This window comes from Limnothrix sp. HT2024 (assembly GCF_059138625.1).
In genome coordinates this window covers 3,842,358-3,866,935 of sequence record NZ_CM181121.1, presented here as the reverse complement: position 1 = coordinate 3,866,935, position 24,578 = coordinate 3,842,358, and the positions used below count along the sequence as shown (strand labels likewise).

General features: G+C 52.0%; 20 protein-coding genes and 1 riboswitch. Of the genes, 10 read left to right on the top strand and 10 right to left on the bottom strand.

The window, feature by feature from the left end; genetic code table 11:
- The first annotated feature begins 282 nt into the window (after positions 1 to 282).
- From cobG to cobJ, 4 genes are read left to right on the top strand one after another with little or no spacing between them, the layout of a single operon-like run.
- Positions 283 to 1,851, top strand: coding sequence for a precorrin-3B synthase (cobG, locus tag AC2IAX_RS15740; protein ID WP_494388315.1), 1,569 nt, complete (start codon positions 283 to 285; stop codon positions 1,849 to 1,851).
- Between the two features lie 23 nt (positions 1,852 to 1,874).
- Positions 1,875 to 2,504 carry a precorrin-8X methylmutase gene (locus AC2IAX_RS15735; protein WP_494388314.1) on the top strand — a complete coding sequence of 210 codons (630 nt, stop codon included), beginning with the start codon at positions 1,875 to 1,877 and terminating at the stop codon, positions 2,502 to 2,504.
- Positions 2,501 to 3,202, top strand: coding sequence for a precorrin-2 C(20)-methyltransferase (locus tag AC2IAX_RS15730; RefSeq protein ID WP_494388313.1), 702 nt, complete (start codon positions 2,501 to 2,503; stop codon positions 3,200 to 3,202). Before AC2IAX_RS15735 ends, AC2IAX_RS15730 begins: the two co-directional genes overlap by 4 nt.
- 26 nt (positions 3,203 to 3,228) lie before the next feature.
- On the top strand, positions 3,229 to 4,701 hold the full coding sequence (gene cobJ / locus AC2IAX_RS15725) for a precorrin-3B C(17)-methyltransferase (RefSeq protein ID WP_494388312.1): 1,473 nt from the start codon (positions 3,229 to 3,231) through the stop codon (positions 4,699 to 4,701).
- A gap of 130 nt (positions 4,702 to 4,831) precedes the next feature.
- Here cobJ and AC2IAX_RS15720 read toward each other — a convergent pair whose 3' ends face one another.
- The 5 genes from AC2IAX_RS15720 to rocD form a co-directional block, all read right to left on the bottom strand.
- Positions 4,832 to 5,692 (bottom strand): energy-coupling factor ABC transporter ATP-binding protein, encoded by an 861-nt coding sequence (locus AC2IAX_RS15720; RefSeq protein ID WP_494388311.1) that lies wholly within the window; start codon positions 5,690 to 5,692, stop codon positions 4,832 to 4,834.
- Positions 5,692 to 6,498, bottom strand: coding sequence for a cobalt ECF transporter T component CbiQ (cbiQ, locus tag AC2IAX_RS15715; protein ID WP_494388310.1), 807 nt, complete (start codon positions 6,496 to 6,498; stop codon positions 5,692 to 5,694). Before cbiQ ends, AC2IAX_RS15720 begins: the two co-directional genes overlap by 1 nt.
- Before the next feature lie 24 nt (positions 6,499 to 6,522).
- Positions 6,523 to 6,825, bottom strand: coding sequence for an energy-coupling factor ABC transporter substrate-binding protein (locus AC2IAX_RS15710; protein ID WP_494388309.1), 303 nt, complete (start codon positions 6,823 to 6,825; stop codon positions 6,523 to 6,525).
- Between the two features lie 4 nt (positions 6,826 to 6,829).
- Entirely contained in the window at positions 6,830 to 7,549 is a 720-nt protein-coding gene (locus tag AC2IAX_RS15705; RefSeq protein ID WP_494388308.1) for an energy-coupling factor ABC transporter permease, read from the bottom strand.
- 66 nt (positions 7,550 to 7,615) lie between these two features.
- A riboswitch (cobalamin riboswitch) is annotated at positions 7,616 to 7,758 on the bottom strand.
- 134 nt (positions 7,759 to 7,892) lie between these two features.
- Complete coding sequence (gene rocD / locus AC2IAX_RS15700) at positions 7,893 to 9,146, bottom strand: ornithine--oxo-acid transaminase (RefSeq protein WP_494388307.1); 1,254 nt, start codon at positions 9,144 to 9,146, stop codon at positions 7,893 to 7,895.
- A gap of 568 nt (positions 9,147 to 9,714) precedes the next feature.
- Between rocD and AC2IAX_RS15695 the strand changes: the two genes are divergently transcribed.
- Positions 9,715 to 9,945: a hypothetical protein gene (locus tag AC2IAX_RS15695; protein WP_494388306.1), complete on the top strand. Its 231-nt coding sequence runs from the start codon at positions 9,715 to 9,717 to the stop codon at positions 9,943 to 9,945.
- Here AC2IAX_RS15695 and AC2IAX_RS15690 read toward each other — a convergent pair.
- The 3 genes from AC2IAX_RS15690 to AC2IAX_RS15680 are packed head-to-tail and all read right to left on the bottom strand — an operon-like array spanning position 9,935 to position 15,265.
- Entirely contained in the window at positions 9,935 to 11,221 is a 1,287-nt protein-coding gene (locus tag AC2IAX_RS15690; protein ID WP_494388305.1) for a sensor histidine kinase, read from the bottom strand. The two genes, AC2IAX_RS15695 and AC2IAX_RS15690, sit on opposite strands and share 11 nt — an antisense overlap.
- Positions 11,211 to 13,844, bottom strand: coding sequence for an ATP-binding protein (locus AC2IAX_RS15685; protein ID WP_494388304.1), 2,634 nt, complete (start codon positions 13,842 to 13,844; stop codon positions 11,211 to 11,213). The genes AC2IAX_RS15690 and AC2IAX_RS15685 overlap by 11 nt, the downstream gene beginning before the upstream one ends.
- Entirely contained in the window at positions 13,841 to 15,265 is a 1,425-nt protein-coding gene (locus AC2IAX_RS15680; protein WP_494388303.1) for an ABC transporter substrate-binding protein, read from the bottom strand. The genes AC2IAX_RS15685 and AC2IAX_RS15680 overlap by 4 nt, the downstream gene beginning before the upstream one ends.
- Before the next feature lie 193 nt (positions 15,266 to 15,458).
- On the opposite strand from AC2IAX_RS15680, the gene miaB reads away from it, so the two are divergent.
- On the top strand, positions 15,459 to 16,814 hold the full coding sequence (gene miaB, locus AC2IAX_RS15675) for a tRNA (N6-isopentenyl adenosine(37)-C2)-methylthiotransferase MiaB (RefSeq protein ID WP_494388302.1): 1,356 nt from the start codon (positions 15,459 to 15,461) through the stop codon (positions 16,812 to 16,814).
- Positions 16,815 to 16,906: 92 nt separating this feature from the next.
- On the opposite strand, the gene rnc is transcribed toward miaB, so the two are convergent.
- Positions 16,907 to 17,740 (bottom strand): ribonuclease III, encoded by an 834-nt coding sequence (gene rnc, locus AC2IAX_RS15670; RefSeq protein WP_494388301.1) that lies wholly within the window; start codon positions 17,738 to 17,740, stop codon positions 16,907 to 16,909.
- Between the two features lie 783 nt (positions 17,741 to 18,523).
- A complete protein-coding gene (locus AC2IAX_RS15665; protein ID WP_494388300.1) occupies positions 18,524 to 20,383 on the bottom strand; it encodes a sensor histidine kinase in 1,860 nt (619 codons plus the stop codon).
- Positions 20,384 to 20,434: 51 nt separating this feature from the next.
- On the opposite strand from AC2IAX_RS15665, the gene AC2IAX_RS15660 reads away from it, so the two are divergent.
- The 4 genes from AC2IAX_RS15660 to panB all read left to right on the top strand — a co-directional run bounded on the left by AC2IAX_RS15660 (position 20,435) and on the right by panB (position 24,506).
- A complete protein-coding gene (locus AC2IAX_RS15660) occupies positions 20,435 to 20,659 on the top strand; it encodes a hypothetical protein (RefSeq protein ID WP_494388299.1) in 225 nt (74 codons plus the stop codon).
- An 808-nt stretch (positions 20,660 to 21,467) separates the two neighbouring features.
- A complete protein-coding gene (locus tag AC2IAX_RS15655; protein WP_494390417.1) occupies positions 21,468 to 22,556 on the top strand; it encodes a D-alanine--D-alanine ligase family protein in 1,089 nt (362 codons plus the stop codon).
- Entirely contained in the window at positions 22,557 to 23,507 is a 951-nt protein-coding gene (locus AC2IAX_RS15650) for a hypothetical protein (RefSeq protein ID WP_494388298.1), read from the top strand.
- A 177-nt stretch (positions 23,508 to 23,684) separates the two neighbouring features.
- Entirely contained in the window at positions 23,685 to 24,506 is an 822-nt protein-coding gene (panB, locus tag AC2IAX_RS15645; RefSeq protein ID WP_494390416.1) for a 3-methyl-2-oxobutanoate hydroxymethyltransferase, read from the top strand.
- The last annotated feature ends 72 nt before the right edge of the window (positions 24,507 to 24,578 follow it).

Sequence of the window (24,578 nt, the reverse complement as noted above, 5' to 3'; positions counted from 1 at the left end):
TTTTGCAAATTTTACGAGTCCAATGTTGAGCACTCTCCATGTGATACGCTGCATTGGCTTGAAGTTGGGAAAGTTCGGTAAGATCCCGACACTGTGCCGCAACTGTAATGCGATTTTAGATTGGCAATTTTAGATTAGAACTTCAGGATTCAATCCAAAATTCAACCTCCAAAATTTGAAATCGAGCAAGTCAGAATGCCAACCTCAAGTCTGTTCTAACGAAGTCAATTGGCAGAACAATACCCTGTGAATTCTCTGCGGCGCACGGAGAAGGAGGATCCCGTGACTTGGCTAATGGAACCGAATCGCTGTCCAGGGCTGTTCTATGGAACTCCAGCCCAAGATGGATTTCTAATGCGGATTCGCATTCCTGGTGGGTTCTTGAATTGTCAGCAAGGACAGGCGATCGCCACCCTCGCGGAACAATGGGGCAGTGCAGCAATCCAAGTGACGAATCGAGCCAACTTACAAATTCGAGCCGTCCACAATCCACCAGCCGCCGAGGTTTTTCAGACCTTACAGACGCTGGGACTTGCGGCTCAAAATCCCAAGATTGACCATCTCCGCAATGTGATGGCTAGCCCCACAGCAGGAATCGATCCCCAAGAGTTAATTGATACTCGTCCTTGGATACAGGCCTTAGATGCCTATATTCAAACCCATCCAGAGCTGGCTGATCTGCCTGCCAAATTCAGCATTGGAATTGACGGTGGCGGCGCAGTCGGGATTGGTACGCGCTACTCCTGTGGCAATGCTTCGCCCACGGAAATTCCTTGGGAACATCGTTACAACGAGATTCAGCTTTCGGCTGTTGCGGGCGGTGGGCAATTAGGAAACGGGAAGGAGGCGGTGTTTTTTCGGTTGCACTTAGGAGGAGATAAGCAATTACGAGATCCAAAAGTGTTAATTCAGCCTGATCAATGTATGCCCGTCATATCAGCTTTGACCAGGGTTTATCTGGATTATGTGCATCAGAATTCGCACCAACAAAACTCGCACCAACAAAATTCGCACCAACAGAAAAAGCCCCGAATGAAACACCTGCTGCAAGATTGGGGTATGGAGCGCTATCTCCGGCAGGTGAATCAGTATTTAGCCTCTCCACTCCGGTTAGGTGCTACCTGTCCTACGCCTCGCCCAACTCAGCGGTATGCCCATTTGGGGGTTCATCCGCAACGACAATTGGGATTGTCTTACGTTGGCATTCATCTGAGCTTGGGACAACTGACCGGAGCGCAATTGCGGGAATTGGTACAACTCTCCGCAACTGTTGGGAGTGGCGAACTGCGACTAACCCCCTGGCAAACGGTTGTGCTGCCGAATATTCCCGATCGCCAAGTGGCTGAGGTACTGCAACACCTTGAATCATGGGGATTGTCCATATCCGCCAATCGGGTTGCGGCGGCGATCATGGCTTGTGGCGGAAAACCGGGCTGCGCTGCCTCAGCAACCCAAACGCAAACCGATGCGATCGCCCTAACCCAAGTCCTCAATCAACATTTGGTGCTAGAGTCGCCCGTCAACATTCATCTCACAGGCTGTCCAAAATCTTGCGCACAACCCAGTCCGGCTGAAATTACTCTGTTGGGTGCGATGATCGAGCAGTCCGGTGAAGTCGTGGAAGGCTATCAGATCTATGTCAGCACAGCGCAATGCTCGGGTGATGTCAAAGAAGCCGTGATGCAACATCATCTGGGAAGTGTTATTGCTTCTGAGCTGCCTTCAAAAATTGCCAAATTACTGGTGCTCTATCAACAACACCGAGCAACATTAGATGAGTCTTTTGGAGCATTCGCCGCTCGGTTTTTAATACCCACAATGCAACCCTCGATCGCGTCCTCAAACCTTTAAAATTCGCCTATCTCAAAAGTCAAATGATTGACTACATTCGCAACGGCGATGATATTTATCGCAAATCATTTGCCATCATTCGTGCAGAAACTAACCTAGAGCATTTATCCAATGGTTTAGCGCTAGTTGCCGTGCGGCTGATTCATGCTTGTGGCATGACTGATATTGTGCAGGATCTCGCCGCTTCATCCCATGCGGTCCAAGCCGGACGAGAGGCGCTCAAGGCCGGTGCGCCCATTTTGTGCGATTCGCAAATGGTAGCCAATGGTATTACTCGTAAGCGACTTCCGGCGAATAATGCGATTATTTGCACCCTGAATCGGCCGGAAGTTGCGGAGATTGCCCAACGGATCGACAATACGCGATCGGCTGCGGCCATTGACCTTTGGCAACCTCACCTCGCTGGGGCAGTCGTTGCGATCGGGAACGCCCCAACGGCTCTTTTCTATCTCCTAGAACAATTAGATCAGGGCTGGCCGAAACCTGCTTTGATTTTGGGTTTCCCCGTCGGCTTTGTGGGAGCTGCTGAATCCAAGGCCGAATTGGCGGCCAACAGTCGCGGCGTGCCCTTCATCACGCTTCAGGGTCGGCGGGGGGGAAGCGCGATCGCCGCCGCTGCCATTAATGCCTTAGCGAAGGAGAACGAACTATGAACATGGGTAAACTCTATGGACTCGGCATTGGGCCAGGAGACCCGGAGCTGTTGACCCTGAAGGCACACCGGATTTTGACCACTGTTCCCGTGATTGCTTACCCCACTTTGGAAAATGGCAAGGTTTTGGCGCGGGCGATCGTGGCTGATTTCATTCGTCCCGACCAAATTGAGATTCCGATGCCGTTGCCCTTTAGCGTGGAGCGATCGTCCCAACCCTACTACGACAGGGCTGCTGAGAAAATCGCTGAACATCTGAGCCAGGGACGGGATGTGGCGGTGCTGTGCGAGGGAGAACCGATGCTGTATGGCACGTTTATGTATCTGTTTCAGCGATTAGCGCCGCGATTTCCGACCGAAGTGGTTCCGGGCATTTCTTCCACCATGGCCAGTGCCGCCATGTTGGGTGCGCCGATCACCTTTCGCAATGATGTATTGAGCATTATGCCGGCCACGTTGGATGCCCAAACCCTGCGCGATCGCCTCGCGGTGGCGGATGCCGCAGTCATCATTAAACTGGGCAGACACTTTGCGAAAGTCCGCGCCATTTTGGATGAACTGGGACTCCTCGATCGCGCCCTTTACATTGAACGAGCGACTCAACCCACTCAGCGAATTGTTGCCATTACCGAGATTGATTCAGCCGAAGTTCCCTACTGGTCTCTGATTCTGATTCCCAGCCAAACTCAACCCCAATGAAACTGCTAATTAACTGCTAATTAACAATGAGTTCACTTGCGATCATTATTTTAGGAGAAGCCAGTATTCCCATTGCTCGTCAGATCCAAACAGCTAATCCGGATGCCGTGATCTATGGATTAGCCAACCGGACTCAATCGGCAGATTTGATCTACGACGACTTTGGCGATACGGTGCGGGAGCTGTTTCGATCGGGCACTGCCATTCTTGGGATTTGTGCCGCTGGCATTTTAATCCGGACGATCGCTCCCCTCCTGATCAACAAATGGCAGGAACCACCCGTTTTAGCGATCGCCGAAGATGGTAGTGCCGTTGTGCCGTTATTGGGTGGCTTGCAGGGTGTGAATCAGTTAGCGCGTCAAATTGCCGCTGTTCTTCGCGTTTCTGCGGCCATTACCACAACGGGCGAGCTACGATTTCAAGCCGCTTTGTTGTCGCCACCACCAGCCTATCGCTTAGTCAATCCTGAGGATGCAAAGACCTTTATTGCCGACTTACTGGCAGGCGCAACCGTCAAGCTGATTGGGGAAGCGCCTTGGCTCACCATGAGTCGATTACCGATCGCGACAGAGGGGAATGAAGCAAGCAAAAACATTCCTGACGGGCGATCGCTCACAATTGCAATCTGGCCCAAAGATGGCGCTGAACCGGCAAAAATTCCCAGCACAGATTGCTTAGTCTATGAATTTGACCCGGAATCGATCGCACCCGATTCTCCACTGTCAACACCGAATCGCCAACCGGGAAAATTAGCGATCGTTGGTACAGGCCCCGGCTCCGCCGCCTGGATGTCTCCTGAAGCCCAAGCAATCTTGCGATCAGCCACAGATTGGGTAGGCTACAAAACTTATCTAGATCTAGCAGCACCATTGCGGCAACCTCATACCATTTGCCATGAGTCGGATAACCGAGTGGAACTCGATCGCGCTCGCGCTGCTTTAGATTTAGCCGCAACCGGACGAACCGTAGCGATCGTATCCTCAGGCGATCCGGGTATTTATGCGATGGCAGCGGCCGTATTTGAAGTGCTAGACCGAGAGGCAAAACCAGAGTGGGAACCAATTGACATTCAGGTCTATCCTGGCATTTCAGCCATGCAAGCCGCCGCCGCTCAAGTGGGCGCACCCTTGGGGCATGATTTTTGCACCATTTCCCTCTCCGACATTCTCAAACCTTGGGACGTGATTGCCCAGCGGGTCACCGCCGCCGCCCAAGCTGATTTCGCGATCGCCTTTTACAATCCTGTTTCCAAACAGCGCACTTGGCAACTCGCAAAAGCCAAGGAGATTTTGTTGCAGTGGCGATCGCCCCAAACACCTGTCGTATTAGCCCGGAACTTGGGCCGGCCCGGGCAAACAGTGGCGGTTAAATCCTTGGAACAATTGGCGATCGATGACGCTGACATGCGAACGGTGATCTTGATTGGATCTAGCAAAACTCGAATGATCCAACAGCGATCAGGAAAACAATGGATCTATACCCCGAGACAATACTCGTAGCGTGGCTGCCTTAATTCACTGGGTCAAATTTGTGAGTCAGTCGTCGTAACAAGGGGCTAGAGCATCTTGCTGCCTAACGATTTGGTAACGCCAACATTCTTTGATGTAACTCATTAAAAGATGTAGCCTATCAAAGATTATAGGGTGCGTCCTCGGGGTTAGTCGCAAGGTGAGCACGCAACTCCGAGATTGTCTTCGGTAGTGTCTGGCGCGGATGGCGCAAGGCCGCGGGCAGGGCATTCCAAACCGCTAAAACCGTTGGGATTTCAAGCTGCAATTGTTGGAGTAGCTCAACATTGTTAAAAACGGTCTCGATCGGCTGAGACAACACCAGGCTTCCCTCATCTAACACAATCGCCCAATCGGCCCAGGCATAAGCCAGGTCTAGATCGTGGGTTGCCATGATCATCGTCGTCCCCCGATCGTGAATCCGATCGAGTTCCTGAAACAGGTTACGAGTTTGTCGGGCATCCAGATAGGCCGTCGGTTCATCCAGCAACAACAATTCCGGTTGCAGCGCCATCACTCCAGCCAAAGCCACTCGGCGCTTTTGACCTAGGCTCAGATAATGGAGCGGGGTGTTAGCGAGTTCTGTCAAGCAAAAGTCTGCCAGCGTTGCCTGAAGTCGTCTGCGGATTTCTGCCTCAGGCAACGACAAGTTACAAAGTCCATAGGAAATATCCTCAGCAACCGTCGCCGCCACCAATTGTCGTTCTGGATTTTGAAACGTCAGTCCAATTCGCTGTCGCCACAAATTGAGTGCAGCGGCACGATAGTTTAAAGGCTGACCTTGCCAAGTGATGATTCCTGAAGTGCAGCGATATAATCCAGCAATCAAAAACAACAGTGTTGATTTACCACAGCCATTGTGGCCTAAAATCACAGTCTTTTGACCCACAGGCACCTTGAAACTGAGTTGCCGAACAGCAAAACGATCGCAATGAGGATAGGCATAACAAACTTCATGAAGTTCCAACAGCACATCAGCCATCAAACACCTGGAAAAAGTCGAATCTTCAGCTCCAAAATTATTAATCCAACACAGCCAACAATCGCCTCAATGGCGTAGCGTTTCGAGTAAAAATAAGATTGACCGGCTTCAACTCGAAAACTACCATTGAAGCCGCGGGCTGCTAAGGCCAGTGAGAAATGTTGATAATGTTGTAGCGATCGCACCAGTAACTGACTAACCAGCAGCCCCACACTGTAAATCCACCGTTGCCTTGTCCGATACCCCCCTCTTGCACGCTGGGCCAGTTGTAATTCAGTCATGACCGCTAACAGCAAGAAAATAAATCGATACATCAGCAACAACAGTTCAGTTAACAAAACCGGAACTCGCCATTGTCTGAGGACTTGCAGTAAATCGGTAAACGGCGTAGTCAACAACACAAACAGCAAGCAAGAGGTACAGGCGATCGACCTCATTCCAATCTGCAATGCTTGCACCAGTCCACTGCGGCTGACCCAAAGATAGCCATTGGCGATCGCCACCCCACCCACCTGATCCTGCTGAACAGATACCATCTGCTCAATTGAGACCAAATTCAGGACTAAAGCCAGCAGGCTAGTGACCAAAAACAACCCAGCAGCCATCAAAACCTGCAAGTACACCTTGATGGGAATGCGGGCATAGCCCACCGTCCAAACAGCCAGCCACAACACAATCAGCAGTTGAGTACTGATCTGTGCCATTAGAGCAATCAGAAGGGTGGCGATCGCAAACCACAGCTTTTGTTGGGGTGAAATGCACCGTAACCGATTAGTGCAGGCGTAGACATCTAGGTGATGAGCCATAAACCGCCGCAACCTCGCGCGCGTTCAATCTTCTCGGTGATCTTGCCCCTTGCTTTTGCCGCGATAGCGCCCAATCACAAAACCAATAGTCCCGGCTCCCAGTGCAGCTTGGGAAGCAAATAACAGACTTTCAATTTCACCGCTGGGCGGCTCAAACAGCGGCTGAAACCAAGGTTGATAGCCGGGTTGAACTTCCCCGATCATCTCCTCCGCCTTTACATCAGCCCCCTCATAGTCACCCTTCACCCAGAACAAGGGCAGCACTGCCAGCGCCAGCACTGCAATCACCAGCAGCCCGTTTTCGTATTTCTTTAGTGGATTATTCATTGTTTTACGCCTCCTGCTTCAGTACCCTCAGTGTTTCCAGATCTGGGCGAGCGTAGGCTTGTAGCCAGTTCCAGACCAGAACCGTCAGCAACCCTTCAGCGATCGCCAAGGGAATTTGCGTGATGGCAAAGATCCCAGCAAACTTCAAAAATGCCGCCATAATCCCCCCTTGGGCAGCCGGGAAAGCCAGGGCAAGCTGAATAGAAGTCACGATGTAGGTCAACAAATCGCCCAACGCAGCAGCCAGAAAGATCGCTAATTTTTGAGAGCCTAGCTTCAACAGGAGATAGTAAATTCCATAGGCAACATAGGGCCCCACGATCGCCATCGAAAACAGGTTGGCACCCAGCGTCGTTAGACCACCATGAGCCAGTAACAATGCCTGAAACAGAAGGACGATGCTGCCCAACACTGTCATGACGGAAGGCCCAAACACAATTGCACCCAAGCCTGTTCCTGTTGGGTGCGAGCAACTACCCGTGACTGAAGGAATCTTGAGCGCAGAAAGGACAAAGGTAAACGCACCCGCCAAGGCCAGCAGCGGCTTTAATTCAGGGTTTTGCCGCGCGATTTGAGTCAGCGATCGCCAGCCCACAATCAAGAAAGGTAACGAAACTGCCCACCAAAACGCTGCCCACTGCACTGGCAGAAACCCTTCCATAATATGCATCGCCTGGGCAGGGGCTGGGCAGCTAACAACCCCATAGAAACTTAGCCCTGCCATGATGGCAAGGCTCAATCGTTTAGATAGCTTCATGTTTGTCTGTTGCCTCGCAGACAGGTTCGTAAAACATGGATTCTTAAATCGGCGGGCATCCTGACTCAGAGATTCATTTCTCATCACAGTTGCGGGACAGCGGCAGATTCGCACTGCACTTTCCCCCTTGCGTTTGATGGCTGTTCCCCATCAAAACCGATCGCATCCAACAATAACGTAGGGGCGGCCCAACTCGGCAGGCTACCCCTACATTTCTTTATGGCATCTCGAATGATTAGTCGTTGTTGCCGTGATCAGCCATGGTGCAAACACAAGCATTCCGAGCGAAGAAGTTCGACCACGGCAATGATTAAGCCGCCGTCAACACCCGTTCAATCCGCTCTAGGGCCCAATCGAGCTGCGATCGCGTAATCACCAGCGGCGGCGCAAACCGAATAATATCTTCACGGGTTTCCTTCGCCAGCACCCCTTCTTGCATCAGGGCCTTGCAGAACTGTCTTGCTCCGCCCGCTTCCGGTTTCAGCTCCACCCCAATCAACAGGCCTCGCCCTCGCACTTCTTGGATGTGAGGACTGGTAATTTCACGCAATCGCATCATGAAGTAAGTACCCAACTCGGCAGCATGATCGGGCAATTGTTCTTCCACAATTACATCCAATGCCGCCATCCCTACGGCCGCAGCCAGGGGATTCCCCCCAAAGGTACTGCCATGATCTCCAGGATTAAACACATCCATCACTGCATGGGTACTCACAAAAGCAGAAATGGGATAGAACCCACCCGACAATGCCTTACCGATGGTAATTCCATCCGGCTTCACGCCTTCATGTTCAAAAGCAAACATCTTACCCGTGCGCCCCAATCCCGTTTGAATTTCATCAAACACCAACAGCACATTATTCTGGCGGCACAGGCGCTCGGCCTGTTGGAGATAGCCATCGGGGGGAATCATAATGCCACCTTCCCCCTGAATCGGCTCTAAAAAGAAAGCCGCCGTATGCGGCGTAATCGCAGCTTCCAGGGCTGCCACATCGCCATAGGGCACCACTTTAAATCCCGACGTAAATGGGCCAAATCCAGACTGATACTGCTCCTCGGTGGAAAAGCTGACAATGCTAATGGTGCGCCCGGCAAAGTTATTGCTACACACAATGATTTCCGCTTGGTTAGCAGGCACGCCCTTCACGGTATAAGCCCATTTACGGATGGCCTTAATCGCCGTTTCAACGGCTTCTGCGCCCGAATTCATCGGTAACACCTTGGGCAGTCCTGAAATCTGACATAGCTTTTCGTAGAACCGTCCCAACTGATCATTACGGAAGGCCCGAGACGTTAGCGTCACTTTAGCGGCTTGTTCCACCATTGCCTGGAGGATACGCGGGTGACAATGACCCTGATTGAGAGCAGAATAGGCGCTCAAGCAATCCAGGTATTTATTGCCATCAATATCCCAAACCCAAACCCCCTGTCCCTCGGTAATCACAACATCCAATGGATGATAGTTATCCGCTCCATAGGTGGTTTCTAGATCGATGTAGTCCTGGGTTGTGAGATGAGAAGGGCTAGAGGGGGCCGACAAGGTAGTAGGCGAGATCATTGGCATTATCTTTCTCAAACTTGATAAAAGGCTGATGGATCTTCTGAGTTCTAGAATTCAACGCCACAAATCCCAACCGAACAGCCGCTTACAGATAGCCTGCAAACGGACATGTCCAGATAGACGGTGACGTTAAATTGGAATAAGAAACGACAAGCTTGAACCCAAATTCAGGGGTTGGATGTCGAGCAAGAGTTTTTTGAGCAAATTGCAGGTTGCTGCACTATCGGCATCGGTTCAGTGTCTCTGTCACTGGATGCGCAGCTAAATCCTGCTGATAAAGCCTGTTGCCCATTCAACTTGGGCATGGAAGTTAGAGGGAGAAAAATTTCCCATTGGTAGTGGCTGGTATGTCAGCACAACGCCTGGTTAATTAGCACTATACACCCAAGAAACAGGGAAAGCGTGGCTGAAACTGTAAAAATAGATACGAATCTCAACAACTTTTGCGCCTGAATGCTACGTGTCAACTCAATCAGGATATTAACTTCGTAACTTTGTGACCGGTCGCCAGGGTTTAGGATCGCCCTCAGAGCGCGGGAAACAAGCTAAAGCTGCTGAAATGGAGGCCCAGATGACAACAACAGTGGCGATCGAACAACTGACACTTCAAAACCTCGAAGAGCGGTTTGGCCTCCAGCGCAGTGCTGATCCAGAGTTCTTTCGGGAGTGGCGCGATCGGTTGCCGGAATTGGGGGCGATCGAGGGCGATCGGCTACAGCGAATCCCAGCCAGCTATGCGAACTTGGAGCGGCGATCGGTGCTCGAAAATACGGTCATGCAGAATTGGCTGCTCAGTCTGTGATTGGCAGTCGAATGCAGAACTCGGTGCCTACGCCTAGGTTGGACTGTACTTCTAAACTACCGCCATGTTTTTCGACCACAATTTCACGGGCGATCGTCAGCCCCAACCCCGTGCCCTTGCCCACGCCTTTTGTCGTAAACAAATGATCAAAAATTCGTTCTCTCACCTCTTCTGTCATACCTTTGCCGTTATCAGAAATCTGAATCTGTACCTGGTTGGCATCGGCGGTGGTGCGAATCGTAATCTCTTGGGGGTGAGCTTGTAGCTGCTCGAAAGACTGCCCTTGGGCGATGTCGTCAAACATATCGATCGCATTCGCCAAAATATTCATAAATACCTGATTCAATTGCCCTGGAAAGCAATCAATCACTGGAATATCACCATAGTCTCGAATTACCTCGATCGCCGGTCGAAATTCATTGGCCTTGAGACGATATTTCAGAATCAATAAAGTACTGTCAATGCCTTCGTGCAGGTTAGCGCTGACTTTGTAGACCACATCAGCCCGAGAAAACGTCCTGAGGCTGGTACTGATCGATGTAATCCGCTCCGTAGCTCCCTGCATCGAGACCAACACTTTCGGTAAATCCTCGCTCAAGAATTCCAACTCAATATCATTGGCATGTTCTTGAATGAGTTGATCAGTTTGGGGATACCGCTGCTGGTATAGGCGCAAATGCTCCAGCAAGGCTTCTACATAGTCTTTGGTGTTGTGGATACTGCCACTGAGGAACCCAATTGGATTGTTGATTTCATGAGCAACTCCGGCCACCAAATTACCCAGAGAAGCCATTTTTTCAGCCTGGATCAGTTGCAGTTGCGATCGCGAGAGTTGGTCTAGGGTCAATTGCAACTCAGCCGTTCTCTCTTCAACCCGACGTTCAAGCTGTTGGGTTAAAGAACTGAGTTGCAGATGGGTATTCACCCGCGCCAACAGCTCTGCTTCTTGAAATGGTTTGGTGATGTAATCAACAGCCCCCAGCGCAAACCCTTTGACTTTGCTGTCTACAGCCGTTAGGGCAGTCATGAAAATAACGGGGATGCGAGCAGTTCCTGGATCAGCTTTCAACTGCTGACAGGTTTCAAATCCATCCATCCCAGGCATTTGCACATCTAGCAAAATCAAGTCGGGGATGTAGGTTTGCAGCCGCTTTAAGGCTCGTTCACCACTGATAGCTGTAGAAGTGGCATATCCTGCCAAGGACAGGGTTTCGGTAATTACTTCTAGATTGGCGGGTGTATCATCCACCACAAGAATCTTGACACTATCCAGCATGGATCATCCCCCCATCAACATTCTCTAAATCTGCTAAATATTGCTGTAGCAAGTCCTCAATTTCTTCAGCCTGAAACTGTTGGGCAAACTGAAGCAGCGGTTCGGCAAAAGGGATATACCGTTGGTCGGTATGGACTAAATGCTCCAACTGCTCACGTAGGGTTTTGATGTTAGCTTGTCGAGCTAGGGCCAACAAGGCTGATAGGGTTTCATAGGGGGGCGCAACCCAATCCGTGGGGGCAGTCACCACCAAATCTGAAGCGGCGGTTGGAGGTTCGTAGATCCACTCCACCTGTAAGTGCTCCGACAATAGTTCAAACAATGCTGTGGCATCCACAGGCTTGCCCAGGAAGTCATCACCACCGCTATTGAGGGCCATCTCTTGATCCAACTGAGCGACGGAGGCAGAGGAGACAATCACCTTCGTCTGGTGCAACTTGTCGTTGGTGCGAATTTGCTTCAAGAACTCAAAACCATCCATCACGGGCATTGCCAGATCGGTCACCACAAGATCGGGTTGCTCAGATTGAAGGGAGGCTAACCCCTCTTGTCCGTTTTGGGCTTCGATCACCCTAAAGCCCAGAGGTTCTAAGAGGTTCAGCAAGACCGCTCGGTTCTCCCAGCGATCGTCCACGATCAGGATCGTCTGCCGATCTCCGGCATAGCCCATAATGCGATCGCACCCTTCTAGTCCCCCTTGCTGTCTAGCCCAGTCTTTCACTAACAGAAGGTCGAGCGTAAAGGAAAACTCACTGCCAGCCCCCAATTGACTCTTGACCTGGATTTGTCCTCCCATCAACTGCACAATCCGCTGACTAATGGCCAGACCCAGACCGGTGCCCTCAGATTGCTTGTGGCGATCGCCTACTTGCTCAAAGGCCTGAAATAGTTTCGTGCAGTCTGCCTCAGCAATCCCCACCCCCGTATCAATGACCTGAAAAGTCAGGGACACCTGGGTCTCAGAGCAATGCAACACATCAACCCGTAGTGTTACCGTCCCGTGATCCGTAAATTTGATGGCGTTGCCTAACAAATTAATCAGCACCTGACGCAACCGCTTTTCATCGGTGGAAACGCCATCGGGCAAACGAGAACTGGGCTGATAGACAAATTCGATGCCCTTTTGCTCAGCCCGAATCTTGCACATTTCCACCACGCTTTGGAGCAAGGAGGGTAAGTGCACTGCGGTTGGAGCCAGTTCTAGTTTGCGGGCTTCGATTTTGGACAGATCCAAAATGTCGTTGATCAGGGTTAGCAGATGGGAACCACATTGGTGGATGATGTTCACCCCCCGCCGCTCTTTATCGGGCAAGGCTTTGGAACGTCCTAGAATCTGGGCATAGCCCAAAATTCCGTTTAATGGGGTGCGCAATTCATGGCTCATGTTGGCCAAAAAGTCACTCTTTGCCTGGTTCGCCGCATCCGCTTGCTCCTTCGCCTGGGCCAGTTCAGCAGTGCGCTCTGCCACACGGTGCTCCAAGGTGCTAAACGATGCCTTGAGCTGACCCGCCATTTGATTAAAGGTCTGGGCGAGCTTACCCACTTCATCCTCGGTGAGCACAGGCACGGTTTGGGTTAAATCCCCTGCCGCCAGATGGGTGGCTGCGGTGCTAATGGCCAAAATCGGACGGGTAATACGTCGAGACAGAAGATAAACCGCAATCAGAAGCACCCCAGAAGACAGAAACCCAATCAGCAGAATATTTCTGGACAATTGTTGCGCGGGCAAGAAGGCCTGATCTTGGCTAATTTCAGCCATTAAGACCAAATTTTGCTCCGGTAGCCAACGATAAACGCCGACCACGGGCACTCCTTGATAGTTGGTATAGCGGCCAAAGCCACTTTGTTGGTTGATCGCAGATTCAATGCCGTCACTGCTGATGCCTTCGGTATCGGGCACGGCACTCGTCTCTGCTGATGCGGCTTGCTTTGAGATAAAGACTGTTTTGCCTTTGGCGCGACCCACCAGGTAGGTTTCTGCGGTCTCGCCTAAACCCGTATTATCGCGAATCAGCGTATCTACTTCTTCGAGATCTAAATCGACCACGAGAGCAGCCATCCGATCGCCCCGACTGTCCATAATTGGGGTCGCAACAGTAATGGCTGCCTTTTGAGTTTTGGGGGAGATGTAGAAGTTGGGAACCACCACATTCAGGCGATCGCGGGTGAAGTAGGTTGCTGGATCGCCTAGGGGGCGGTATCTGCCCTCAAGGGTGGGGTCATCGGAAGCAAAGACCACAAACCCACTGTTGCGGGTAATCCGAATGCTGCGCAGATTGGGTTTAATCTGGGTCAGCTCAGCAATATATTGGTCAAGGGCCTTGCGGGCTTCTGGATAGGCTGGCTGGGTTGGATCCGTGGTCAGCAAAGTATTAATCGCTGTTTGAACTTTACTTTCGCGACTGACCCATAGGATGTCGCGTAATTGATCCTTAACCCATTTGTTTAGCTGATAGTTTTTGAGCTGTGCAGCGACTGTGAGCCGGTTAATAACTTCCGCCTCTAATGAGGCCCGAGCTTGGAAGTATGAACCGATCGCCACAGCACTAACGGTGACAATCGACAGCAATGAGAAGTAGCTGACTAACTGGGTTAGCAGGCTATGAGTTAGCCAGCGTTTCATACGGCTTTCTCCCATTCAGTCCAAATGGTTTTGATCTGATTAATTGCCCAGTCACTGGCTTCAGTGGCAGAAGTGTTATCTTGCACAACTTTGAGGACGGTCTTTGCCCAGAGTTGTTGACTTTGCACTTCACTAAAGGCAGGGTGAATAACTTCGTAGGGAATCAAGCTGGGGCGATTGTAAATCTTTAAGGCCGCTGCCAGATGAGGATCAGGAGTATTGCTCCAGAGGGAATTCTTAAACAACTGGGGCATCACGGGCATGACTCGTCCCTTAAAGCCTGTGATCAACTGATTAATATTTTTCGGCTCAACTAAATAAGCCAGGAAATTTTTGGCCGCTTCTGGATGTGGACAGGCTTTCGGCACGATGGCCTGTTTGATGCCCTTTCGGGTGAATAAGTCAGTACCATCTGGCTTTTGAGGCCGCCCGATCGTGACCATTTGTTGATACCGTGTCGCTGCATCCTGGTTATATTGGTTGGCGGGCAATTGCTGCGTCAGCGGAATCGAGAGGGTCAGATTTTGGGTCATTAAAATACCCCCATCAATGAAACTGCTATTGTTACCTCCTCCAGTCCATTCCAGGGCAGCAGGGGGAACGTAACCCTCTTTGAAAAAGCGAGTAAATTGGTCTAGGGCAGCAATCATTCGTTGTCGATTTTGGGGATCTTCGAGGGAAAATTCACCCTCGCGGGTGATGACTTCAACATTATAGGCATCGAGAAACATCATCAATGAAGTATAGGTGTCGAACCCAATGGATGACATGCATAACCCGATGCCATAAATGTCAGGATGATCTTGCGATCGCAACTGAGTTTGTGCCGTTTTCCAAAACTTCCAAAAAGGCTCCCAAGCCATAGGCACATCAGTTGGACCAAACCCAATTGCCTCCACTAAGTTTCCCCAGTAGTGGATGTAATCTTCCGCCTGCCACAGGGGAAGGGCATAATAGCTGCGTTCTCCTCGCGCCTGGTTCCGGTAGTTCACCTGGGAAAGGGCAATGGGGGTGTAGCGGTCTTTAATGGGCAGAATCACCTCTGATAGATCAAGTAATTGATCTTGCCATGCCAATTTCGGTGCTAGGTTGGTATCAAGTCCAACGGAATAGACAATATCAGGAATTTGGGGGTTACCCGGTTCAGTCACCAATTTAGAGAGTTTTTGATCCATGAGATCCAATGGAACCAACTTTAAATTCACCATCAGACCGGACTGCTCCTCCCAATCTTGAACAATCTGAGCAACTCCCTTGTTTTCTTCTGGTAGAAAACCCTGCTCCCACCAAATGGTTAGATCAGTATCGGAGCGAGATTTAACTGAGTTAACAGAAGAGAGTTGGGCTGGGGCAGTGCAGTTGGCTAATCCCAACCCCAAGCCAAATAGAGAGAGTCGAGTGAAGTCGCGTCGGTTCAGCATGACAACTAATCTGAGGTGGATGGTATTTGAGAACTGAGCGGATAGATGGCGGTGTTGACTATCACGAAATATGAGGTCAACAATCGATCATGGTTGACTTTTCGAGAACCATCAAACCAAAACCTAGATGAACAGCGGTTGAATAGAAACATCCTGCTTTAGAATAAAGAGTCTCGATCGCCCCGCCAGAGCCATGAGCAACCAACCCCGCCGCTACCACATCACCACCTTCGGCTGTCAGATGAACAAGGCCGACTCCGAGCGGATGGCCGGCATCCTCGACACCATGGGTTTTGCTTGGACCGAAGAACCCGAAGAAGCGGATCTGATTCTCTACAACACCTGCACGATCCGCGACAACGCCGAACAAAAGGTCTATTCCTACTTGGGGCGGCAGGCCAAGCGCAAACAAACCAACCCAGACCTGACGATCGTGGTGGCCGGCTGCGTGGCTCAACAGGAAGGCGAGCAACTGTTGCGGCGCGTGCCCGAGGTGGACTTGATCATGGGGCCGCAGCACGCCAACCGCCTCGAAGACTTGCTGGAGCAGGTGTTCAACGGCAGCCAGGTGGTGGCCACGGAACCCGTCCACATCATGGAGGACATCACCAAGCCCCGCCGCGACAGCCAAATCACGGCTTGGGTGAACGTGATCTATGGCTGTAACGAGCGCTGCACCTATTGTGTGGTTCCCGGCGTGCGCGGTGTGGAACAATCGCGCTATCCCGAGGAAATTCGCCGGGAAATGGAAGAACTGGGTCGCCAGGGCTACAAGGAAGTGACCTTGCTGGGGCAAAACATCGATGCCTATGGGCGCGACTTGCCCGGGAGCTTGCCCGACGGACGGCACAAGTACAACTTCACGGATTTGTTGCGGGAAGTGCATGACGTGGAAGGCATTGAGCGGTTGCGGTTTGCCACCAGCCACCCGCGCTACTTCACAGAGCGGCTGATTCGCACCTGCGCCGAGCTGCCGAAGGTTTGCAAGCATTTCCACATTCCATTCCAGTCGGGTGATAACGAGGTGCTGAAGGCCATGTCGCGCGGCTACACCCATGAGCGCTACCGGCAAATTATCGATACGATTCGCCGCTACATGCCCGATGCGTCGATTAGTGCCGATGCGATCGTTGGGTTCCCGGGCGAAACGGAGGCGCAATTCCAAAACACGCTGAAGCTGGTTGAGGATATTGGCTTTGATCAGCTCAATACGGCGGCCTATTCGCCCCGACCCGGTACACCCGCGGCCCTGTGGGACAACCAGTTGGATGAGGAAACCAAGAGCGATCGCCTGCAACGGTTGAATCATTTGGTGTCCGTTAAGGCGGCGGAGCGATCGCAGCGCTATTTTGGCCGCACGGAATACGTGTTGGTGGAAGATGTGAACCCGAAAAATCCGAGCCAGGTGATGGGCCGCACCGATGGCAATCGGTTGACCTTCTTCACGGGAAATTTTGCAGAACTGCGCGGCAAAATTGTCCCCGTCAAAATTACGGAGGTACGGGCCTTCAGTTTGACCGGCGAGGCTTTGTTGCCCGCTCTTTGCTAAGACAACCGATTCATGTTGGGCGGCGATCGCCCTGAGGTGCGAATTCCCCGGGAACGCAACCCACATTAGTTCGCCAAAGCTAGTTAAGCCAGTTAGGCCAAGGCCGCTCGCGGCGCATTCGTGCTGCTGGTGGCCTTCTGGTTGAGGGTCTCCAGGGCAGCGGCGGCGGCGGATTTTTCGGCTTCTTTTTTGGAGCGACCTTGGCCGGTTCCTAAAATCCGAGACCCCAACGAAACTTGGCAGGAAAAGAGGGGATTGTGATCCTGGCCGGCAATCTTTTGGGTGTTGTATTTCGGCAAGGAAAGACCGCATTTGTGGGCCCATTCTTGCAATTGATTTTTCACGTCGAGGCTCGATCGGGCCTGGAGTTCTTCAAGGGGCACTGCGTCAAACAAGGCTTCCACAAAGGGACGAACAATCTCCACATCCCCATGTTGATCGAGATAGTAAGCCCCAACCAAGGCTTCAAAAGCACTGCTGAGTAAGTTGGGATTATGGCGACCTCCCATTTGCTCAACCCCTCGGCTCATTCGCAGTTGCTGACCCAAATTCAAGGCGATCGCAAACTGAGCCAGTTGCTTTTCATCAACGAGGGCCGATCGCCGCCGGGTCATTTCATCCTCGCCCAAATTGGGAAAACGGCGATACAAATAAGCCCCACTCACAAAGGTCAAAATTGCATCACCCAAAAATTCCAGTCGCTCGTTATCTTCACCCAGCCGTGGATTTTCCCGCACGAGCGATCGATGGGTGAGGGCCTGAATCAACAGGCTTTGGCAATTAAACCGAGGTAGCTCCGGCACCAAATGGGGCATCAGCGACGTTTGGGCGATCGACTCCTGAACAGCAAGGGATTTGGCAGGTCGCGGCCAGGTAACCACCCTAGGGCGTTCGGAACCAGACGGCTGTTGAGCAAAGGCGGTCATAACGGCGTTGAGTCCTTGGATTGGGAGATTTTGGGCATTGGCAATGGGCCAGTGATCCTAAATAGGCAAGAGGCACAACAGCAAAACAGCCAGAGTTGGGAGCGCCAGCCACCCAATGCAATCACAACTACGGCGCAGCATCTGATCTTGAATCTCAACCGAGTTGCTAACTATGTGGACTGCGAGCCTCAGGACTTTGGCGACTATTGGCGTTCTTGCATATCAAACCTTTACCGGAGCTAGAGCAGAGCTTAAACCCCTACTGGGTTTGGCAGATTATGAGTAGAGATTGTCTTATATGGCTAATACCGTATCGATCAATCGTGAAAAACTCGGGAAAGCAATTCTTCAATTCAAGCCTGACCCAAGGGTAGTTTACCGCGCTCGAATAGTTGCAGGTCAAAGCATTGGGGGCTTTTTAAAGGTTTCATCAAGCCCCTTGATCATGAGTGACAGATATCAAATTGGCACGCGATCGCCCAAAGGACTCTCGCCCCCCATCTGAGAGGATGTCTGAAAAGCCAAAATTGCTATTCTGTACGCCCCAGAGATCGATGTAGACAAGGGGCTTAAGCCCCTTGTTCCTACGACAATTAATCTTCAGCCCATATTGAAAGATACTTCTCAGACATCCTCTAAGAGGATGTTTAAAAAGTATTCTTTGGCACGGGCAAGCACCAATAGTCGTGGAAGGGGCTTGAGCATCTTATCTGCGTTGATCACCGGGACATCCAGAACAGCCATTTTGGCTTTTCAGACATCCTCTAGGAGGACAGATTAGTGCTAGGAATGGGCGCGATGGATCGGTAACACCACAAGAATTTCCGTTCCTCGATCGAGGGTCGATCGACAGATCAGTTGTCCCCGATGATGTTCCACCACAATTTGATAGGTAATGCTTAGTCCCAAGCCCGTTCCCATCCCCACGGGCTTGGTGGTGAAGAACGGATCGAATAATTTGGGTTGAATGGCTTCGGGAATTCCGGGGCCATTATCCGCGATCGTGATGGTGAGGTGCTCAGAATCAGACAGGGCTGTGGCAATCCGAATTTGACTTGGTTGATTGAGGCATTCTTGATAGCTTCGTGAGCGATCGCGCTCATCCAACGCATCGATCGCATTCGTCAGCAAATGCATCAACGCTTGATTGAGTTGTCCTGCAAAACAGTCGATCGGGGGAACGGAGCCATAATCACGAACAATTTGAATTTCCGGGCGTTCATTCTGCTCCCGCAATCGATAGCCCAAAATCGTGAGAGCACTCTCGATCGACTCATGCAAATCAATTGTTTTGAATTCCGCCTCGTCCAGCCGTGAAAACACCCGCAGGGATTTCACAATGTCGCGAATCCGACCAGTGCCCACTTCCATCGAAGAAAACACACGATCTAAGTCACCTTGAATGAATTCCAGATCGCTTTCTTGAATCGCCTCTTGCAAATGCTGAGGAGGGTTGGGATAGGCTTCTTGATAAAGCGCCACTAGGGCTTGCAACTCCTGGGCATAGTTCTTGGCATGGTAGAGATTGCTATAAACAAAACCCGCTGGATTATTAATTTCATGGGCAATGCCTGCCACCATTTTGCCCAAACTAGACATTTTTTCCGAATGGACGAGGCGACTTTGAGCCTGGTGTAGCTCACTCATATACAAATCAGCCCATTCAACCAGTTGATTAAATGCCATGGATAAATCGGCAGTGGTTTTATCCTCTTGAGTGATCGGCGCTCTTAACTTTAAGTTGTTTTCCGTAGTGACTTTTTGGACTGTTTTAGTCAGCTCCAGCAAGGGTGTTGTGATCGTTTTGCCAGCCATTAACGATAGGAAAATTCCCAACAACAAACTCACGAACAAACTGCCGCCCACAATCAGCGCTTGAATTTGTCGAATTTCCTGGAGTTGATCCGTGCCAATATTTTCCTGTTCTTCTACTTTTTCCGCAACAGTCAAAAGCTCCTGGTGAATGCTGTTCAGTTCTAAATAGAGCGATCGATAGGAATCACTCACCAGAAAATTCACCAGGGTTTGATGGGCTGCTTCATATTCCTGAGTCGTGTATCCCGGTCGAAGGGTCAATGACTGTAACAGGGGAAAAGCAAAGCGCTGATAGTGGCGCATGGACTCATTAAGGCGACTCATTAATTGTTGCCACTGAGCCGCATCAATTCCATCTTTCTGATCTTTCATGGTGACCGAGAATTCCACCAACTCCCGGCGCAACTCCGCCAATTTATCGAGGTGTTGTCGTTGGCGATCTTGGAACTGTGATGGATAGCGCAATAAGTACAAAGACTCGAATGGGTAATTGAGAATCACCATCCAGTCATCTGCAAAATGGGCTAATTCCTCTTGGCGAATATCAGCAGCCCGAATTTCTGCGACGGTTTCGACCGCATAACGGTTGCCCACAAATAGGCCAACACTGGTTCCCAAAATGGCTGTGAAAATTGCTGTTCCAGAAGCTAAACACACTTTCCGCGCAATGCTCCAATCGCGCGAAAAATGATTCAAGAGTCGTTGATATTTCCCGATCGTGAGGTCTGCCAAACGCCGTGACCACTTTCCTCGGGCAGTCGATTGAGGACGCGACCAAGGATCCTGTGGAGGGGATGATTGCAGCACGGTACGAGACTTGGCGATCATGGAAAATCAGTCCTGCAAGGAGATTGAAGCACGACTGGCACAATAGGAAACATGGCTCGTGAAACTTCACTGAGAAAAGCTGGCTCAATTGATCCTGAAGGCTCAACGAAGCTGGATCAATTTCCCAGGCTAATTTCAGTCTTGATTAAGCTTCACTTTCGAGGAATTGAAAAATTATGGATTAATGGCCACTATGGTTTGGGCGATGATTTGGGCGATCGCTCTGCGGAACAATTCAGACAGGAGTTTTTTGAGAAAACTGAAATTCAGATCTGAAATCCAAATTTGTCAATTCACGATCAAAATCAACATTCAAGATCAACACTCAAAGGTTAATGTTGATGATTTAGACAAAAAATCATCAGCTAAACAATCAAAAAAAGCCGATGATTTTTACCTAAAATTGCCGCCCAGATTTAGCTAAAGCAATTTTATCAAGTGGGATTCATCAGTGTAGGCCGATTCAAATTGATGCAAATCGACTCAAGTGATTTAACTTGGGTGAATTAGTGAATCAGGTGAGTCGGGTAAATGAATTGAAGCGGACTAGGTAGTGACGATTCAGCAACAGCCAAGATTTAGCAATCCATTCAGGCTTGTTGTATTTGACTTTACTCGCCAAGTGTAAAAATCTAGGGAAGACAGAGGAAAATTTACATCAAACCTAGGGAAAGTGGGCTTTCTGAAGGATTCCGCTGGGAAATTTTGGCGCGGAGGTCGATCGAGAGGTAAAGCCTGTCGTCGTTTTCTGAAGTCAGGCGAAAACGGTTGATTGTCGATACCCCGATCGCCGCAACAAGGGGCTTAAGCCCCTTGTCTACATCGATCCCTGGGGCATACAGAGTAGCAATTTTGGCTTTTCAGACATTCTCTAAGCCCCTTGTCTTCCCGATCCACTAGGGTTGGAATCGGGGTTTTGAACGATTTGCCGACATGCCCTGATGCCCTTGGGAGTGGATGGCCAGGGAATGGTGGGCTAGGCACAACCTAGACACAACTCTTAGCAACCTGTGATTAACTGGTAGCTACGTTGACCATTGCTGGCAAACGGGTCTTGATTTGGGTGAATGGAACGATTGGCAACATGAGCAATCCCCTGCGTATTGGACTGTTGTTTGGTGGGCGATCGGGCGAGCATGAGGTGTCGATTCGATCGGCGGCGGCGGCGGCTCGGGCCCTGCAAGCAGACAGCAATCGCGATCGCTATCAGGTGTTGCCGTTCTATTTGCAAAAGGATGGGCTTTGGCAAGGGCCAGCGGTGGCCCAAGGGGTGTTGGAGTCGGGACAACCCTTGCCGAGTGACGATCGACCGACCGATCGCGCGGCGCTTTGGCAATTCCCCCCCGAGGCCACCACGGTGGATGTCTGGTTTCCGACGCTGCACGGGCCCAATGGGGAAGATGGGTCAGTCCAAGGATTGCTGCAACTAATGCAGGTTCCCTGGGTCGGGTCGGGTGTGCTGGGGTCAGCGGCGGGCATGGACAAAATTGCCATGAAGATGCTGTTTGCCCAGGCGGGATTGCCGCAAGTGGCCTATCGGCTGGTGACCCGATCGGAAGTTTGGTCCAATCCTTGCGTGTTTCCGAAGCTCTGCGATCAGCTTGAGGCGGATTTGGGCTATCCCTGCTTTGTGAAACCGGCGAATCTCGGATCCTCCGTGGGCATTGCCAAGGCGCGATCGCGTGCTGAATTGGAAGCGGCCCTGGACAGTGCAGCCAGTTTCGATCGACGGCTCATTGTGGAAGCGGCGGCGGGGGGCAAACCACGGGAGGTGGAATGCGCCGTGCTGGGCAATGATCAGCCGATCGCCTCGGTGATTGGGGAAATCACCTTCGAGAGCGAGTTTTATGACTACGACACCAAATATTCCGACGGGGCGGCGGATTTGGTGATTCCGGCGGCCTTGCCCGCCCCGGTGGTCGATCGCCTGCAAACCATGGCCAAGGAGGCTTTTTTAGCCCTCGACTGTGCCGGGTTGGCGCGGGTTGATTTTTTCTATGTGGAAGCGACGGGCGAGATCTTTTTGAACGAGATCAACACCCTGCCGGGTTTCACCGCCACCAGTATGTATCCCCAATTGTGGGAAGCGACCGGAATTCCCTTTTCGGAATTAGTACACCGATTGGTAACGCTGGCAATTGAACGTCATCCCGTGGCACAAGGGGCGCAGTAAATGACGGCTGGAGCATCGCGATCATCTTCTTTACCGGATGGGGAATCGAATCCTTTTGATGCGGCCCTGAAGCGAGGATCGCCCCAGTTGCCTGCCTTGCCGCCGCGCCCGATGCCGCCGGCCGCGCCCGCTCCGTTGCCACGTTATGGGCCGCCACCGCCGCTATCGGCTCCGTTGCCGCGATCGCCCCAACCGCTGCCAAAACCCGCCCCAAAGCCTGAACCAGCACCCAGAGAAGAGGCGCTGCCCCAGCCCGGCGATCTTGATCGCAACGGCTCGATCGTTGGTGCAAATCGCCCTCGATCGACAAGTCGCACTAATCCAGAGCGCACTAGGCCAGAGCACATTGGATTAGATCAAATCGGATCCGCCGACCAGGATTCCGCACAGCCCAATCCTGCCTTCGGAAATCGCGGGCGATCGCGCTATCGTCGGCCCGGGCGATCGAGTGACGGGGCCCCAACTTCCTCAACGGCCCTTGCCCCGATCGGGCGATCGCGCCGTCGTCGGCCGTCACCGGCCTGGCTGGCCCAAATGCCAACGGTGGTAACAGCTCTGGAGCGCCTGTTGCGGGGACGGGTCTTAATTGGGCTATTTGTGTTTTGGGCTTTGTTTTGGCTGGTGGGCGGCGTGGCGATCGTCCGCTTGCTGAAGATGGATCGCCCAGCGGAAGTGATTCCGTTGCAAGTGGGTCAAAACCCAGAGGGTTCAGGGGCGATCGGGAACACCGCCAGCCCCAGCCCCGCGCCGCCTCCCCTGCCCACCGACAGTGAGCGCCGTTTTCAACAAAATTCCACCTCCGCCAACGCTCCGGCCAACGGCTTTGGAGAGTTGCAACCCATGGTGCGCCCGCAGCGATCGGGCCCACCGTTGGGATTATTTGCCGGAGTGGTGGTGCTCTGTAGTTTGGGCGCTTGGGTGCGCTTACAACAAATGGGTCGCCGGCCCTAGGGCAATCCATAGAATGAAAAACGAGAGCGATCGACCGGCAAAGCCTAACGCCCCCCATCCATTGGTTTGATGACCTTTGGGGTTGAGTTTGGGGTGAATTTCGGTTTAGACCAAGGGTTGGGCAAAATCAAAAGTTGCGAACAAAGCCGTTGCGATCGGGCAACAGGAGAACTGAATTTGGCCTTGCGCATTCAACAGCTACAGCAATGGAAACAACAGGGTCGCCCGATCGCAGCTCTCACGGCCTGGGATTGGCTGTGGGCCCGTCTGCTCGATCGCGCGGGGGTTGATCTGCTGCTGGTGGGCGACTCCTTGGCCATGGTGGCCCTGGGCCACAAAACCACCCTGCCCCTAACCCTCGACCAAATGATTCACCACGCGGCCGCCGTTGCCCGTGGGGTGGAGAGCGCTTTGGTGGTGGTGGATTTACCCTTTTTGACCTACCAAGCCAGTGCAGCGGAAGCCATCACCTCCGCCGGTCGGATTTTGAAGGAAACCGGGGCACAGGCCGTGAAGCTCGAAGGGGGCTATCCGGAAATGGCCGCCACCGTGGCTCGATTGGTGCGATCGGGCATTCCCGTCATGGGCCATGTGGGCCTCACCCCCCAATCGGTGAATCAACTGGGCTATCGACAACAGGGCCGCAGCCCGGCCGAGGGCGATCGCATCCTAGCCGAAGCCCTCGCCCTAGAGGCCGCCGGGGCGTTTGCCATTGTTTTGGAGCATGTACCCGCCACCCTGGCCGAGCGCATTACCCGACAGCTCGCCATCCCCACCATCGGCATCGGGGCGGGCACAGCCTGCGATGGTCAGGTACTGGTGACCGCCGACCTATTGGGCTTGAGCGACCAAACCCCGCCCTTCTCCAAAACCTACGCGGATTTGGGAGCAGCGGTGATTGCGGCGGCGGAAACCTACTGCCAAGAGGTGCGATCGAGACAATTTCCACCGGCTCCCCTATCGGCCGCTTCCCAGACTCACCAGTCGATCGGCTCCTGAGTTACCCCTTCTCATTGGCTCCTCCATCGAGTCCCTCATCGAACCCAGTACCCAGCGTTTTGGCTACCAGCC

Bases quoted from the DNA above. Each gene is read 5' to 3' on its own strand.
- AC2IAX_RS15660 (WP_494388299.1), top strand. From the start codon at position 20,435: ATGGCTCGTGAAACTTCACTGAGAAAAGCTGGCTCAATTGATCCTGAA.
- AC2IAX_RS15685 (WP_494388304.1), bottom strand. From the start codon at position 13,844: ATGAAACGCTGGCTAACTCATAGCCTGCTAACCCAGTTAGTCAGCTAC.
- AC2IAX_RS15720 (WP_494388311.1), bottom strand. From the start codon at position 5,692: ATGGCTGATGTGCTGTTGGAACTTCATGAAGTTTGTTATGCCTATCCT.
- AC2IAX_RS15705 (WP_494388308.1), bottom strand. From the start codon at position 7,549: ATGGCAGGGCTAAGTTTCTATGGGGTTGTTAGCTGCCCAGCCCCTGCC.
- AC2IAX_RS15680 (WP_494388303.1), bottom strand. From the start codon at position 15,265: ATGCTGAACCGACGCGACTTCACTCGACTCTCTCTATTTGGCTTGGGG.
- AC2IAX_RS15695 (WP_494388306.1), top strand. From the start codon at position 9,715: ATGACAACAACAGTGGCGATCGAACAACTGACACTTCAAAACCTCGAA.
- rnc (WP_494388301.1), bottom strand. From the start codon at position 17,740: ATGACCGCCTTTGCTCAACAGCCGTCTGGTTCCGAACGCCCTAGGGTG.
- AC2IAX_RS15710 (WP_494388309.1), bottom strand. From the start codon at position 6,825: ATGAATAATCCACTAAAGAAATACGAAAACGGGCTGCTGGTGATTGCA.
- rocD (WP_494388307.1), bottom strand. From the start codon at position 9,146: ATGCCAATGATCTCGCCTACTACCTTGTCGGCCCCCTCTAGCCCTTCT.
- miaB (WP_494388302.1), top strand. From the start codon at position 15,459: ATGAGCAACCAACCCCGCCGCTACCACATCACCACCTTCGGCTGTCAG.
- cbiQ (WP_494388310.1), bottom strand. From the start codon at position 6,498: ATGGCTCATCACCTAGATGTCTACGCCTGCACTAATCGGTTACGGTGC.
- AC2IAX_RS15730 (WP_494388313.1), top strand. From the start codon at position 2,501: ATGAACATGGGTAAACTCTATGGACTCGGCATTGGGCCAGGAGACCCG.
- AC2IAX_RS15665 (WP_494388300.1), bottom strand. From the start codon at position 20,383: ATGATCGCCAAGTCTCGTACCGTGCTGCAATCATCCCCTCCACAGGAT.
- AC2IAX_RS15690 (WP_494388305.1), bottom strand. From the start codon at position 11,221: ATGCTGGATAGTGTCAAGATTCTTGTGGTGGATGATACACCCGCCAAT.
- AC2IAX_RS15735 (WP_494388314.1), top strand. From the start codon at position 1,875: ATGATTGACTACATTCGCAACGGCGATGATATTTATCGCAAATCATTT.
- cobJ (WP_494388312.1), top strand. From the start codon at position 3,229: ATGAGTTCACTTGCGATCATTATTTTAGGAGAAGCCAGTATTCCCATT.
- AC2IAX_RS15650 (WP_494388298.1), top strand. From the start codon at position 22,557: ATGACGGCTGGAGCATCGCGATCATCTTCTTTACCGGATGGGGAATCG.
- AC2IAX_RS15655 (WP_494390417.1), top strand. From the start codon at position 21,468: ATGAGCAATCCCCTGCGTATTGGACTGTTGTTTGGTGGGCGATCGGGC.